Source organism: Psychroflexus tropicus DSM 15496, from assembly GCF_000378765.1.
Taxonomy (GTDB): domain Bacteria; phylum Bacteroidota; class Bacteroidia; order Flavobacteriales; family Flavobacteriaceae; genus Psychroflexus; species Psychroflexus tropicus.
Window position 1 is genome coordinate 686923 of sequence record NZ_KB905343.1, and the last position, 15566, is coordinate 702488.

Below are 15566 nucleotides of genomic sequence, written 5' to 3' on the forward strand. Positions count from 1 at the left end.
TGAACTGCAAAATTAGTATATTGTAAGCCTAAAACCTTACACTATCCAATAATTTAAAAACTAGTCTTATGAAACAATTAATTCCTGTTCTGGCTCTAAGCTTTATATTTGCAACCTCTTGCAAAAATGAAAATTCAAACATGACTAATACAGATATTAAATCACCAGTAGCTGAAAAGAAACCTAAAACACTTTCAATTCATGGTGATGACAGAATAGATAATTATTACTGGATGAACGATAGAGAAGACCAGAAGGTGATTGATTATCTCAATGCCGAAAATCAATACTACGAAGAATCAACGTCTCATACGAAAGCTTTTCAAAATGAGCTTTTTGAAGAGATGAAGTCCAGGATTAAAGAAGATGACTCATCAGTTCCCTATAAATTGAATGGTTACTGGTATCAAGTCAAATATGAGACAGGAAAAGATTATCCGATTTATACGCGAAGAAAAGGCTCCATGGAAGCAGAAGAGGAAATCATGTTTGATTGTAACGAAATGGCCAAAGGGCATTCTTATTTCAATCTTGGAGGAGTGAGTGTAAGCCCAGATAACACGTATGCGTCGTTCGGTATTGATACTGTGAGTAGAAGAAAATACACCATTCAGATTAAAAATTTGAAGACTGGTGAGATTTTACCTGAAAAAATTGAAACCACTACTGGAGGGTCTACCTGGGCCAATGATAATAAGACCTTATTTTATACGAGAAAAGATGAGCAGACGTTAAGGTCTAATCAAATTTTTAAACATACTTTAGGGAGTGATGTGGAGAGCGATGAGCTTGTTTTTGAAGAAACCGACGAAACTTTTAATGCTTATGTCTACAAAACTAAATCTAAAGACTATTTGATCATTGGTTCGTCTAGCACCATGTCTGATGAGTATCAGATTTTAGATGCCAACACTCCTGATGAAAATTTTCAGGTATTTTCTGAAAGAAGAAGAGGTCTAGAATACAGTATTGCACACTATAAAGATCATTTTTATATTTTGACTAATAAAGATGATGCTCAGAATTTCAAGTTGATGAAAACCTCTGTGAATTCTACCTCGGAAGATAATTGGAGTGAAGTGATTCCACATAGGAAGGATGTCCTAATAGAAGGAATAGACATCTTTAAAGACTTTTTGGTTACCAGTGAGCGTTATAATGGTTTAACCAGAATACATGTGAAAAGATGGGATGATACCGAAGCTTACTACTTACCATTCACTAGTGAAACATATACAGCAAGAACATCGACCAACGTAGATTTTGATACCAACAAATTAAGATATACCTATAACTCTTTAACCACACCATCGTCTGTGATTGAGTTTGACATGGTTGATAAATCTGAAAAAATATTAAAAGAACAAGAAGTTCAGGATCCTGATTTTGATAAGAACAATTATATCTCAGAGAGAATATGGGCTACTGCTCAGGACGGTACTGAAGTCCCTGTGTCATTAGTTTATAAAAAAGGAATCAAACGAGACGGTAGCAATCCTTTATTACAATACGGGTATGGGAGTTATGGAGCGACTATGGATCCTTATTTTTCTACTACACGCTTATCGCTTTTAGACCGAGGTTTTATCTATGCGATTGCACATGTTCGAGGCGGGGAGTACTTGGGCAGAGAGTGGTACGAAAAAGGGAAATTACTTCATAAGAAAAATACGTTTACAGATTTTGTGGATATTTCAGAATATTTAATTGAGCAAAAATATACATCTCCAGAGCATTTATATGCCATGGGTGGAAGTGCAGGAGGCCTACTAATGGGCGCTGTTATCAATATGGCTCCAGAGCTTTATAATGGAGTGATTGCTGCTGTTCCTTTTGTGGATGTGGTTACTACGATGCTTGATGAATCTATACCATTAACGACAGGAGAGTATGATGAATGGGGGAACCCAAATGATAAAGAATACTATGATTACATAAAATCATATTCACCATATGATAACGTAGAATCCAAAGCTTACCCTAATCTACTGGTAACCACTGGTCTTTACGATTCTCAAGTTCAATATTGGGAACCTGCTAAATGGGTAGCCAAATTGAGAGATCTTAAAACCGATGACAATAAGCTATTTTTGGAGACTAATATGGATGCTGGTCACGGTGGAGCTTCTGGTAGATTTGAGGCATTAAAGGAGCTCGCTAAAGACTATGCTTTTATTTTGGATTTGGAGCAAATTTCAAAGTAATCGGAAAAAAAATTGTAATTTAGCCCCCTGTTATTTATTTATTAGACATTACTTACGTGAAAAGACGTTGGCTTTATGCATAAAAATTTGAATGTTCACGATAGCTTGTTATCCTTAGTAGGCTGTACACCATTAATAAGATTAAAAAATATAACTCAACATTTTCAAGGCGATTTTTTTGCTAAGTACGAGGCTCAAAATCCAGGACTGTCTTCCAAAGACAGAATAGCTCATTATATCATTGAAAGAGCAGAAGAAAATGGTGACTTAAAACCTGGAGATACTATAATTGAAACCACTTCCGGAAATACAGGATTTAGTATTGCTATGGTTTCAGCGATAAAAGGGTATAAGTGTATTCTAGCTGTGAGTTCTAAGTCTTCAAAAGACAAGATTTCACTATTGAAAACTATGGGAGCTGAAGTTACAGTTTGTCCTGCTAACGTTGCCCCCGATGATCCCAGGTCTTACTATGAAGTCGCTAAACGTTTACATAAAGAAACTCCGGGTTCAATTTATATCAATCAGTATTTCAATGAGTTAAACATCGATGCTCATTACCTCACTACAGGACCAGAAATTTGGAGTCAGACTGAAGGTCAAATCACCCATTTGGTGGCTTGTAGCGGAACTGGAGGAACAATTTCTGGGACAGCCAGATATTTGAAAGAAAAAAATCCGAATATTCGTATTTTGGGTATTGATGCTTTTGGATCTGTTCTTCAGAAATACCATGAAACTGGTAAACTCGATAAAAGTGAAATATACCCCTATAAAATTGAAGGCTTAGGAAAAAACCTGATTCCAACTGCAACAGATTTCAAAAGTATAGATAAGTTTACGAAAGTAAGCGATGAGGATAGTGCTTATATGGCTAGAACCATTGCCAAAGAAGAAGGCATGTTTGTAGGCTATACTAGTGGAGCTGTCATGCAAGGGGTTCATCAATTAGCTAATGAAGGCGAATTTGATTCAAACAGTAAAGTTGTTGCTATTTTTCCAGATCATGGATCAAGATACATGAGCAAAGTTTTCTCAGATTCATGGATGAAAGAGCAAGGATTTACTAACTATCCTGGCTTAAACGATGAACAAAGTAAAAGCAATCTTAAAAAAGCCCATATCACTAATATCAATTAATTGATTCAGTTTAAGTTTGTACCACAAAATATATCAACATGAAAGATTTATTTGCAAAGATTTATAGAGATAAAGGTCCTTTAGGAAAATGGGCTGACCAAGCTGAAGGCTATTTTGTTTTCCCAAAACTAGAGGGACAAATCAGTAATAGAATGCAATTCCAGGGTCGAGAAGTAATCACCTGGAGTATTAACGACTACTTGGGACTGGCAAATCATCCTGAAGTAAGAAAGACAGACGAAGAAGCTGTAAAAAAATGGGGAAGTGCATATCCTATGGGTGCTCGTATGATGAGTGGTCATACTGAACTTCATGAACAACTGCAAAACGAACTGGCAAACTTTGTGAGTAAAGAAGCTGCTTATGTGCTTAATTTTGGTTACCAGGGTATTCTTTCTACCATCGATGCTTTGGTAGGTAAAGATGATGTCATCGTTTATGATGTAGATGCACACGCCTGTATTATAGATGGTGTTCGTTTACACTTAGGTAAGCGTTTTACCTACAAACACAACGACTTAGATAGTATCGAGCTAAATCTTGCCAGAGCCGAGAAAATTGCTGAACAAACCGGAGGTGGTGTTCTTTTCATTTCTGAAGGTGTTTTCGGTATGAGAGGTGAGCAAGGAAAGCTTAAGGAAATTGTTGAGCTAAAGAAAAAATACAACTTTAGATTATTAGTCGATGATGCTCATGGATTTGGTACTCTAGGTAAAACAGGAGCCGGAGCAGGAGAGGAGCAAGGCGTTCAAGATGAAATAGATGTATATTTTGCTACGTTTGCCAAGTCTATGGCTAGTACAGGCGCCTTCATTGCAGCCGATAAAGAAATCATCGATTATTTGAAATATAATTTGAGATCTCAAATGTTTGCAAAATCATTGCAAATGTCACTAGTTGAAGGTGCTTTAAAACGTTTGGAGCTCATTAGAAATTCAACCAAGTTCAAAGAGAAGCTTTGGGAGAACGTTAATGCACTTCAAAATGGATTGAAAGATAATGGTTTTGACATAGGAACGACCACTAGTTGTGTAACTCCTGTTTATCTGAAAGGTAGCATCCCAGAAGCCATGGCTTTGGTGAAGGATCTTAGAGAAAATCACGGTATTTTTTGTTCTATTGTAGTGTATCCTGTAATTCCAAAAGGTTTGATCCTTTTAAGAATGATTCCTACAGCAACGCACACTATGGAAGATATTGATTTAACACTGAAAGCCTTTTCAGCGATTAGAGAACGCTTAGAGAATGGAACTTATAAAAAATTATCTCAGGCTTTGATGGATAAAATGGAAAGATAAGCCTTAGATATTTTCCATAAAAAAAGAGCTAAACATTAGTTTAGCTCTTTTTTTATGGAAAAAATTAGTCAAATAATTTATTGCCATCCTCCTCCAAGACTTCTGTAGAGTTCTACCATTGCACTAAACTTATCAAACTTAGTTTGGCTCACTTCGAGTTGTGTAGCTAAGGCATTTTCTTGTGCACTTAGTACCTCAAGATAATTAGCAAGGCCATTGTTTAAAAGTTCTTTAGAATCTCCTAGAGCTTGTTGATAAGCTTCGTACTCTTTTGTTTTTACTTCAATACGTTGTTGGGCATTTTCATAATTTAGCATGGCATCAGAAACTTCTCTACTCGCTACAAGTAAGGTTTTCTCAAAATTCAATAAGGCCTGTTCTTTCTCACTTAAGGCGACTTCATATTCAGTTCTGATTTGTCTTCTATTGAATATGGGCTGAGTTAGACCTCCAATAAGAGTTAAAAACAAAGAGTTAGCTGAAATAAAATCTGAAGGATCTAAGCTTTGAAAACCTCCTGTTGCCGATATGGTAATCGATGGATAAAACCGGCTTTTTGCAGCGTTGGTCAACTCAAAAGCATTTATCAAACTGTATTCTGCTGCAATAACATCGGGTCTATTCTCCAGAAGATCTGAGGCTATACCTGTTGTTAATTCCTGGTTGATCTCCTGTTTAGAAAAATTAGATCGGGCCAATTGATTAGGTGATTCCCCCTTTAAAATCGAAAGGGTATTTTCTAAAAGTTTAATGTCATTTTTTAAATCGATAAGTAGCGCCTCTGCATTATAAACTTGAGCTTCTGTTTGGCTAACGGCAACAGATGTTACATTTCCGGCCTCTTTTAAAGCTTTGGTCGTTTCTAAACTTTTTCTTCTGCTTTTAAGAGTCGCTTCAGTGATTTGAACTTGTTCATCCAAGGCCAGAATTTGGTAATATCCAGATGCAATTCTGGAAATCAAATCTGTTTTTACAGCTTTATGAACAGCCTGAGACTGCATGAAACTGGCTTGAGCTGCTCTCTTATTGCTTCTAATTTTTCCCCAGATATCTGCTTCCCAAGACAAAGACGCATTAAGTTCATATTGATCTAAAGAAGAGAAAAAACTACCAAACTGCGAATTTGGAGACAACTCTTGATGCGTATATGTTCCATTTACATCTACAGTTGGAAAATAGCCTGCTTTGCCTTGCTTGAAAAATGAGTTTGCTGCATTGATTTGTTGTAAGGCTATCCTGATGTCCTGATTGTTTATTAGAGCTTCTTCAATGTGATTCTGAAGTATTGTATCTTTAAATAGCTCCCGCCAGCTCACCTTGGAGACTGGTATTGAATCTCCAGGTAATTGATCGGTTCTATAACTTACCGACTCTATGTTATCTTCAGGTCGCTCATAATCCTTGGCTACAAAACAAGATTGTAGAGAGGATAAACAAAAGACTATAAGGAGTGATTTTATAATATATTTCATGATCTTTTCTTTATGCTTTAGTATTTGATTTGGACTCTTCTACCTGAGCTCTGCTGGATGGACTTACCTTTTCTTGGAGCCATTGAAAGACAACGAAAAGCACAGGTATTACGAAAACACCAATAACAGTTCCAATAAGAAGCCCCCCTGCAGCTCCAGTCCCGATAGAATTATTACCCTTTGCTCCAACGCCTGTGGCTAATACTAGTGGTAGGAGTCCTAGAATGAAAGCGAAAGAAGTCATTAAAATAGGTCTTAGTCTTACTTTGGCACCGTCCAGTGCGGCTTCATAGATACTCATGCCTTCCTGTCGCCGCTGTATGGCAAATTCAACAATCAGAATTGCGTTTTTGGCTAATAAACCTACCAGCATGATTAGTGCAATTTGAAAATAAATGTTATTCTGTAGTCCAGCTAAATTTGTACTCCAAAACGCTCCTGCAACACCGATGGGTAAGGATAGAATGACTGCAAAAGGAAGCATGTAGCTTTCATATTGAGCGGCAAGAAAGAAATACACAAATAAAATACTCAAAGCAAAGATTATGATGGATTGTCCGCTGGCAGCAATCTCTTCTCTTGTAATTCCAGAAAAGGCAATATCATAATCTCTACCCAATTGTTCTTCTGAAACTTTACGAATGGATTCGATGGCGTCACCAGAACTAAATCCTGGGGTCGTACTTCCATTGATAGTCACAGCATTATAAAGGTTGAATCTGTTGATGACTTGAGGCCCGTAACTTCGTTTTAAGCTTACAAATTCAGAAACTGGTGCCTTTTCTCCAGAAGGAAGTTTCAAAAACACACTATTGAGACTAGCTTCGCTCTCACGATCTTCTGGAAGTGCCTGTACGAATACTCGGTATTGTTTACCAAAATTTGAAAAATTGGAAACAAAGAACCCACCAACGTAAGATTGCATCGTTGTTAAAACATCATTTACTGTAAGTCCGCTTGCTTTTATCTTCGACACATTTAAATCCATTTCGTACTGAGGGAAATCTGTATTGAAGGAGCTATTGGCAAAAGCAATAGAAGGCTCCTGAAAGAGTCCACCTACTAACTTATTGGCCTCGTTATCTAAATCTTCCAGAGGCCCTGCTGCTCTGTCTATCAGTTGCATTTCAAACCCATCTGCAGCTCCATATCCAGGTACACTTGGAGGGGTGAAGAATTGAATTTTAGCATCAGCTATACCTGATGTTGCCTGATTCAACTTTCCTACAATCGCATTAATTTGAGTCGCGTCTGTCGTTCGTTTATCCCAGTTTTCTAAAATAATGAATCCCTGTGCGTAAGAGCTTCCGCTTCCAGAAAAGAAATTCCGACCCGAAATCAATGAAGCCGTTCGGATCCCTTCAATATCCTGAATCCGATCGTATATCTCTTCGGTAGCTTTAAAGGTTCTATCCAAAGAAGAGCCTACAGGAAGCTCTAAGTTCATGAACACGACTCCTCTGTCTTCCGTAGGTACAAATCCTTTAGGGGTCATTTGATTAGCAAAATAAATGGCGACACCAGCAATGATTAATATCAACACAGTTACCCATTTTTGCTTTACCAAAAATTTTAAGGAATGAACGTATTTGTTTAAAACGGCATTAAATCCAGCATTAAATGAATTATAAAAGCGTTGTAATAAATTTGGTTTATCTTCCTGTTCTTTTGGTGGTTTCAGAAAGAGTGCGCAAAGTGCCGGACTCAAGGTTAAAGCATTAACCGCAGAAATAACGATGGCGACAATCAGGGTTACTCCAAATTGTTCGTAAAACACACCTGCTGGCCCTTTAATGAAGGTAATCGGAATAAAAACAGCGGCCATAACCAAGGTGATGGAAACAATAGCGCCACTGATTTCGCTCATTGCCGAAATTGACGCTTCTTTGGCGTTTTCAGCACCATCTTCTAGTTTAGCGTAAACGGCTTCAACCACAACTATGGCATCATCAACTACAATACCAATGGCTAGTAATAATGCAAACAGTGTTAATAAGTTGATCGAATAGCCAAATAAATTCAAGAAGAAAAAGGTACCTATAATAGACACAGGCACAGCTATAGCTGGTATTAAAGTAGATTTAAAGTCCTGTAAAAATAAAAATACCACTAAGAACACTAGTAAGAAAGCCTCAATAAGAGTGGTTTGTACTTTATTGATGGAAGCGGTAAGAAACTCATTAGTATCGTAATTTACCAGGTACTCAACCCCCTCAGGAAAATTACTTTCCAATTCGTCCATCTTATCATAGATGTTTTCAATGATTTCCTGAGCGTTAGAACCAGGGGTTTGGAAAATACCGAAGTTAACCCCCGGATAGCCTTTACTTCTAGATAAAGAGTTATATGAAAAAGCATCGAGCTCCACCTCTGCAACATCTTTCAGTCTTAAGAATTGATTGTTGTCATAGCTTTTCAAAATGATATTACCATATTCTTCAGAGGTTTTGAGACGACCTCTGTAAGTGATGACATATTCAAAGGCTTTACCAGCATTTTGAGCAACAGTACCAGCCGCTGCTTCTTGACTTTGCTCGCGTATGGAAGCAATCACCTCTGATGCATTTATATTGTAATTAGCCATCTTGTCGGGATCCAACCATACCCGCATTGAATAATCTTTACTTCCAAAAACACTTACATTGGCAACTCCATCAATACGTTGTAATTCTGGACGAACGTTGATGTTGAGATAATTTTGCACATAAGTGTCTGAGTAATCTTCATTAGTTGAATAGATGGCTGCGTAAAGCAAGGCGGAATTTTGCTGTTTTTCTGTGATGACACCACTCCTGATGACTTCATCTGGTAAAACGGCATTAGCTCTGGCTACCCTGTTCTGAACATTGACTGCAGCGATATCTGGATCATATTCTTGTTCGAAAAATACAGTAATGGTAGCACTACCATTATTACTGGCAGAGGAAGTGATGTAAGTCATTCCTTCAACCCCATTGATTTCCTCTTCTATGGGTATAATAACACTTTCTAGAATCGTTTCAGCATTGGCTCCAGGAAAGCTAGTGGTTACTTGCACTGTTGGTGGAGCAATGTCTGGGTATTGGGTGACCGGTAATTCTTGAATCCCCAAAATTCCAAGCATCACTAAGATAATGGAAATGACGGTGGAAAGAACAGGTCTCTCTATAAATTTCTTTAGCATAATTATTATTTAAAAACTTGATCGAATGAGTTCACTATAGAGTCCATGGTGGAAGGCTGTGGAATTATTTTGTCATTATTCTTGATTTTATTCACTCCCTTGCCAACAATTTTCTCATTGATTTGAAGACCTGAATTGATGATGTAGTAAGGGTCAGCTCTGGTGACTTCAATTGATTTTTCAGTAACTGTAGAGTCGGAGTCATTGAAATTGAAAACAAACACTTTGCCTTGTCTCGAGAAAGTGGATAGTCTTGGGACTATTCTGGCATTTTCTAGATATTTAGGAATTTTAATCGTACCGGTTAACCCATCTCTGAGTGTAAAATTGGGGTTATCGAAAGTTGCTCTAAACCTTACGGTTCCTGTTTCCCGATTAACCTGATTAGACACACTGGAAATTTTACCTTTCAAATTATAGTCTTTACCATTAGACATGACCAAGCTCACTTCTGGAAATGTTGACTCTAAGTTACCTTTAGAAGTATCCGTAGTGTCTAGTTGAGATAGCATATTGAGGAAATCTTTTTCATTGACTGAGAAAAATGCAAAAACCTCATTGGTTTTAACAACCCTAGTTAAGGGTAGCCTATCTGAAGGATTGATTAATGCGCCCTCTCTATAATTTATTGTTCCTACATAGCCGTCGACTGGACTTTTTATAGTAGCATAATCAATATTAGCAGAAATACTATTGAGATCACTTTTAGCAGTTTCTAATTGAGCCTTGGCAGTTTCCAATTGACGTTCACTAACAATTTCTTTTTCTACCAAAGGTTTCAGTTTATTAACTTCAATTTGAGCTGCATTTACTCTTGCTTTGGCAGCAGAGGCATCCCCACTCAAGCTTTCTGTTTCAAGTCTAAATAGAATTTGACCTTTTTTAACTTCAGCCCCTTCTTCTACAACGACCTCTGTCATGTAGCCTGCGACTTTCGCTCTCACTTCACTACTAACAACACCTTCTAACTGGGTAGGATACTCAGAATAAGTCGTTACGTCTTTCGTTTCTACTTCAATAATTGGTAACTGAGGCGGTGGTGGAGCTTGTCTTTGAGCTTGATCCTGGCAGGATCCAAGTATTATAATAACTAGTGCTGTAAGTAACATCAATTTATTTTTCATGGGTATTTATGTTATGACGCTTTTTATTTAGTTGTTCTATTGTTTTTAATAGGTTTCGCTTTTCATTAGCAAGATGATTTTTAAAAATGTCAACTAGAGTTTTATCAAAATCTCTATCTTCTTTAAATCGAATCACCTTAGATAATATGCTAATTTCTTTTTCTATTTTCTCCAGATGAGATTCTAGAGTCTTATTTAAATAATCTTCTTTAGTCTTGAAATAGCGCTTCCTTTGATCTTTGATGTAATCGAAATCTATTCTCCCTTCATCTATTAAATAATTTAATTGATTGGAAACAGAGCTTTTACTTGCTTCGGTGAATTCTAGTAATTGTTCAAAGGTTAAATGCTTAGTTTCACTTAGTATTAAGAGCGAATAAATTTTAGCTGCTAAAGGGGAGAAGTGATGCTCAGATTCAAAATGCCTAGATAAGTCAGTTTGAAGTCTGTGAATAGAATTATTCTCTAAGGATTTATTTTTTGACATGGGGCAAAAGTAAAAGCAGTTCGTTTGTAAGCGAACTTCTTAGGGAAATTTTAATGCTAATCAATAAAACTTTAGTTTTTACTTAAGACAAAGGAGAAGAAGTCTTAAACTTTAATCATTTGTAATGAAACATGAATAAGCAAACTTAAAACAATTAACATTTAATTATAATTGTTAATGCTAAAGTCGAAGGTTTTTAAAATAAATTTGATAAAAAATAAATTTAATTATGAAAAAAATAATTTTAAGTTTAAGTGTAATTGCAATGATTGCTTTTACTTCTTGTAAAAACAATGAAAGTAAAGAAAAAGAAGTAGAGCAAGAGGAAACTATGGAAGCTGAAACAGCTACTGAAGAATCTTCAGCTGAAGAAATGGAAGAGTCAAACACAATTGTAGATATTGCAGTTGGAAACGATGATTTCTCTACTTTAGTAACTGCAGTAAAAGCTGCAGATCTAGTAGAAACGTTAAGCAGTGAAGGGCCTTTTACTGTATTTGCTCCTACTAATGTAGCTTTTGGTAAATTACCAGAAGGAACTGTACCAACTTTAGTGGAACCAGAAAACAAAGAAAAATTGACGGGTATTTTAACTTACCATGTTGTATCTGGAGAGTTTATGGCAGCAGACGTTGTAAAAGCTATAAACGACAATGATGGTTCTTTTACTATTCCAACTGTTCAAGGTGGTGAATTAACTGCTTCACTTGATGGAGAGAATGTTGTATTAACCGATGCTAATGGAAATACTGCTACTGTAGTAATGGCAGATGTGGATGCTTCTAACGGTGTAATTCATGCTATCGATGCAGTGGTGATGCCTAAATCATAATATTAAAAATTAGATTTTTGATTAATTACCCCTCATAATGAGGGGTTTTTGTTTTAATCTACTTTAAGGGAATTTAGTTATGAAAAATTTAAATCCTATAAGTATAACCACAGATGCCGTGCTACTATGTAATGATAATGGAAAGCAATTTGTGTTACTCATTCATCGTAAAAATGAACCTTTTCAACATCAGTGGGCTTTGCCGGGAGGGTTCGTTGAATCTACAGAGCTGGTTAAAGAAGCCTGTGCTAGAGAATTATTGGAGGAAACAGGATTAAAACTAGAAGCGGCTACTTTTCATTTTGTCAACTACTATGACTCAATACAAAGAGATCCTAGAGGAAGAACCTTAAGCCTTGCTTTCACTTCTATCATTACAAAACGTGTGCAAACTGAAGCTAATGATGACGCTGCCGATGCTGGATGGTTCGCTTTAGAAAACCTACCCACTTTAGCATTTGATCATTACACTATAATTCAAGACGCTATCAAGTTAAATAAAAAAATAAATAACCTATGAGATTTCATACAAGAAAATGGATTAAACCAGAAGACTTAAATCCAAACGGAACTTTATTTGGAGGTAAACTTTTAGCCTGGATAGACGAGGAGGCTGCATTGTATTCAATTATCCAGTTGGAAAATCAAAAAACGGTCACGAAATACATGAGTGAAATTGATTTTAAAAGCTCTGCCTCCCAGGGTGATATTGTCGAGATTGGTATTGAAGTTATAAAATTTGGAACAGCATCTCTCACCCTAAAGTGCGAGGTGAGAAACAAAATGACCAGACAAAGTATCATTGTAGTCGATAAAATCGTCATGGTGAGTTTAGATGAAAATGGAAATCCAAAACCTCACGGTAAAACCAAAGTAGAATTTGTAAAAGACCGACTTGAGTAAAATTTACTTAGGGAGGTATTTTCTTTCGACAACAAAAGGACCAAAAGGTAATACTGAACTTAAAAATACAATAAACAGTGTTTTAACAGACCAATTCAGTTTTTCAAACATCCAATACCCTCCTAAGAGGTATAAAATAAAAAGCACCCCGTGAGCCATTCCTACTATTCTGACATATTCTGGCATTTCCCAAATATACTTTAAGGGCATGGCAACGAAAAGAAGAAGTAAGAACGATACTGCTTCTAATATGCTTATCCAACGAAAAATTGTAACTGAAGTATCTGATTTTTGCATCTACTATTTTTTTTCAAAAATAAGATTTCATTGAATTTAGGCTTTAAATTTTTGTAATTTGCTGCATAATTTTAACATGAAGTTGATATGAAAATATTAGTGACAGGAGGTCTTGGTTTTATTGGATCTCATACAGTCGTGGCCCTTCAGTCCAAAGGCTACGAAGTTGTCATAATTGATAATCTTTCCAATTCTACTCTTAATGTCCTAAAAGGGATTACTAGTATTTCTAAGAAAACACCAATCTTTGAAAAACTTGATATGAGAGATAAAACAGATTTAAAAAAGTTTTTTCTCAAACATAAGGATATTGACGGGGTTATACATTTTGCAGCCTCCAAAGCCGTTGGAGAAAGTGTTGTTAACCCTTTATTGTATTATGAAAATAATATAGCGACTCTAACCTATCTACTCCAGAATTTGACAGAACTAACACAACAAAATCTTATTTTCAGTTCATCCTGCACAGTTTATGGTGAAGCTGATAATTTACCTGTTCTAGAAGAAGCTCCAGTTAAAAAGGCTATATCTCCTTACGGAAACACAAAGCAAATTGGTGAAGAGATTATTAAAGATTCCTGTAGCGCTCATAGTAATTTAAAAGCGATATCCTTAAGATATTTCAATCCTATAGGCGCTCATCCCACTGCAGCTATAGGAGAGTTACCTTCGGGTACACCTCAAAACCTTGTCCCATTCATCACTCAGACAGCTATCGGGAAAAGGGAAAAACTATCTGTCTTCGGGAATGATTACCCTACCGCAGATGGAACATGTGTTCGAGACTATATTCACGTAATGGATTTAGCTGAAGCTCACGTAGTTGCCTTAGAGCGGCTAATCTCTTCCAAGTCTGAAATGAATTATGAAGTGTTTAATGTAGGGACCGGAGTTGGTTCTTCTGTATTAGAAGTGGTCTCAGCCTTTGAAAAAACGTCGGGTGAGAAACTCAACTATCATATTGTAGATAGGCGAGAGGGAGACGTGATCGCTGCCTATGCCGATACCACAAAAGCCAATGAAATTCTTGGCTGGAAAGCTAAACGTACATTAAGTCAGGCATTGGAGGACGCCTGGAGATGGGAGCAACAAACCGTCTTACAATAATAATTATGACTCATGAAAATTTTGAATGCGTCTCAACTTTCAGAACTAGATGACTATTCTTGTAAAGAACAAGAGATTTCGTCTTGGGAACTCATGGAGAGAGCATCTCATCTAGCTTATAAAGCCATAATCGAAAGCATAAATCATGAAAATGAAACGTTTAGAATATTGGCAGGTCCTGGAAATAATGGAGGAGATGGTCTAGCAATAGCATACTTTTTGCACAGAGACGGATATGATGTTAAAGTCGACCTCATCAATTATACCAAGACTCGATCTGATGACAATCGGAAAAACTTAGATCGATTATTAAGCAAGTCTAACTGTGAAATCAATCATGTTAACTCAGATTCTAAGCTTCCTGAATTCAAAGCTTCAGAAATTGTGATTGACTCTATTTTTGGTGTAGGACTTAACCGTCCCATGCCAGAGTTTGTTCAGGAACTAGTTAGAGTTGTAAATTCATCTGCCAACGAAGTTATTAGCATTGATGTACCGAGTGGCATGTATCTTAATAAAACTCCAAGTCAGGCTGAGGAAGTTATCCAAGCAGACCTGACCCTTAGCTTTCAAACACCAAAACTTTCATTTTATTTTCCTGATTATGAGGTGTATATAGGTAAAACTAAGCTTATTGATATCGGACTAAGCCAAAATAAATTGGAAGAGATTTCTACTGATTTTTATGCTTTGGATTTAACACTGGCGAAACGGTTTTATCAACCCAGAAAGCGTTTTTCTCATAAAGGAACTTATGGTCACGCCGTCATCGTAGGAGGGAGTCAAAATATGATAGGTAGTGTTCTCTTAGCCTCAAAATCATGCCTACGCTCTGGTGTTGGGAAATTGAGTGTAATGATGCCAAGTATTGGTCATATGAGTTTAAATCAATTTGTCCCAGAAGCTATGTGTATCCCCAACACTTTAGACCATGATATTTCTAGTGCAGAATTGAATTTCGATCCTAACGCTGTTGGAATAGGCATAGGACTTAGTTGCTCAAATCATGCTTATCAGGCTCTAAAGTCCTGGCTAAAACAAATTGATAGTCCTGTAGTCATCGATGCTGATGCCTTGAATTTAATCGCAAAGCATAAGGAACTCGAAAAACTCGTACCCAAACAATCCATACTCACACCACATCCAGGAGAGCTCAAACGATTGCTTGGAGAATGGTCCGACGATTTTGATAAACTTGAAAAGATAAAAGCCTTATCAAAAAGGCTTGATGTCATTGTATTAGCAAAAGATGCTTACAGCTTGTGTGTTTATCGCAATTCAGTCTATGTTAATTGTAGTGGAAACTCAGGCATGGCCACCGCAGGAAGTGGAGATGTTCTAACCGGTCTCCTTACGGGCCTTGTTGCTCAAGGCTATATGCCTTATTCGGCTGCTATTTTTGGAATGTTTTTACATGGACTTGCTGGAGATATTGCTTCAAAGAAGATGTCTGAAGAAAGCCTCATTGCTACAGATCTTATAGATGCCATAGGAGATTCTTTTTTAAAACTTCAAGACTAAATAATTCTTAAATTATAT

At 36.7% G+C, this 15566-nt stretch carries 13 protein-coding genes; 8 read left to right on the forward strand and 5 right to left on the reverse strand.

Features of this window, described 5'->3' with window-relative positions:
• The first annotated feature begins 68 nt into the window (after positions 1-68).
• The 3 genes from F598_RS0108055 (at position 69) to capB (ending at position 4642) form a co-directional block, all read left to right on the forward strand.
• A complete protein-coding gene (locus tag F598_RS0108055; RefSeq protein ID WP_026302600.1) occupies positions 69-2204 on the forward strand; it encodes a S9 family peptidase in 2136 nt (711 codons plus the stop codon).
• Positions 2205-2279: 75 nt separating this feature from the next.
• Positions 2280-3344, forward strand: a complete 1065-nt coding sequence (capA, locus tag F598_RS0108060) for a cysteate synthase (protein ID WP_019038533.1) — start codon at positions 2280-2282, stop codon at positions 3342-3344.
• Positions 3345-3382: 38 nt separating this feature from the next.
• Complete coding sequence (gene capB / locus F598_RS0108065) at positions 3383-4642, forward strand: cysteate-C-fatty acyltransferase (RefSeq protein ID WP_019038534.1); 1260 nt, start codon at positions 3383-3385, stop codon at positions 4640-4642.
• Between the two features lie 77 nt (positions 4643-4719).
• On the opposite strand, the gene F598_RS0108070 is transcribed toward capB, so the two are convergent.
• Genes F598_RS0108070 through F598_RS0108085 form a run of 4 tightly spaced genes read right to left on the reverse strand, consistent with a single transcriptional unit; the run spans position 4720 to position 10888 of the window.
• On the reverse strand, positions 4720-6114 hold the full coding sequence (locus F598_RS0108070; protein WP_019038535.1) for an efflux transporter outer membrane subunit: 1395 nt from the start codon (positions 6112-6114) through the stop codon (positions 4720-4722).
• 10 nt (positions 6115-6124) lie between these two features.
• The gene (locus F598_RS0108075; protein WP_019038536.1) at positions 6125-9277 is read right to left on the reverse strand and encodes an efflux RND transporter permease subunit; all 3153 of its coding nucleotides are present in this window, start codon (positions 9275-9277) and stop codon (positions 6125-6127) included.
• Positions 9278-9282: 5 nt separating this feature from the next.
• On the reverse strand, positions 9283-10401 hold the full coding sequence (locus tag F598_RS0108080; protein ID WP_019038537.1) for an efflux RND transporter periplasmic adaptor subunit: 1119 nt from the start codon (positions 10399-10401) through the stop codon (positions 9283-9285).
• On the reverse strand, positions 10391-10888 hold the full coding sequence (locus F598_RS0108085; RefSeq protein WP_019038538.1) for a GbsR/MarR family transcriptional regulator: 498 nt from the start codon (positions 10886-10888) through the stop codon (positions 10391-10393). The genes F598_RS0108080 and F598_RS0108085 overlap by 11 nt, the downstream gene beginning before the upstream one ends.
• Positions 10889-11117: 229 nt before the next feature.
• Here F598_RS0108085 and F598_RS0108090 point away from each other — a divergent pair, with 229 nt between their 5' ends.
• The 3 genes from F598_RS0108090 (at position 11118) to F598_RS0108100 (ending at position 12623) form a co-directional block, all read left to right on the forward strand.
• Positions 11118-11720 (forward strand): fasciclin domain-containing protein, encoded by a 603-nt coding sequence (locus tag F598_RS0108090; protein ID WP_019038539.1) that lies wholly within the window; start codon positions 11118-11120, stop codon positions 11718-11720.
• Positions 11721-11838: 118 nt separating this feature from the next.
• Positions 11839-12240 carry an NUDIX domain-containing protein gene (locus F598_RS0108095; protein ID WP_245539769.1) on the forward strand — a complete coding sequence of 134 codons (402 nt, stop codon included), beginning with the start codon at positions 11839-11841 and terminating at the stop codon, positions 12238-12240.
• Positions 12237-12623 carry an acyl-CoA thioesterase gene (locus tag F598_RS0108100; RefSeq protein ID WP_019038541.1) on the forward strand — a complete coding sequence of 129 codons (387 nt, stop codon included), beginning with the start codon at positions 12237-12239 and terminating at the stop codon, positions 12621-12623. Before F598_RS0108095 ends, F598_RS0108100 begins: the two co-directional genes overlap by 4 nt.
• Positions 12624-12626: 3 nt before the next feature.
• Here F598_RS0108100 and F598_RS0108105 read toward each other — a convergent pair whose 3' ends face one another.
• The gene (locus tag F598_RS0108105; protein WP_019038542.1) at positions 12627-12920 is read right to left on the reverse strand and encodes a DUF3817 domain-containing protein; all 294 of its coding nucleotides are present in this window, start codon (positions 12918-12920) and stop codon (positions 12627-12629) included.
• A gap of 87 nt (positions 12921-13007) precedes the next feature.
• Here F598_RS0108105 and galE point away from each other — a divergent pair, with 87 nt between their 5' ends.
• Entirely contained in the window at positions 13008-14027 is a 1020-nt protein-coding gene (galE, locus tag F598_RS0108110; protein ID WP_019038543.1) for a UDP-glucose 4-epimerase GalE, read from the forward strand.
• Positions 14028-14039: 12 nt separating this feature from the next.
• Positions 14040-15548, forward strand: coding sequence for a bifunctional ADP-dependent NAD(P)H-hydrate dehydratase/NAD(P)H-hydrate epimerase (locus tag F598_RS0108115; protein ID WP_019038544.1), 1509 nt, complete (start codon positions 14040-14042; stop codon positions 15546-15548).
• The last annotated feature ends 18 nt before the right edge of the window (positions 15549-15566 follow it).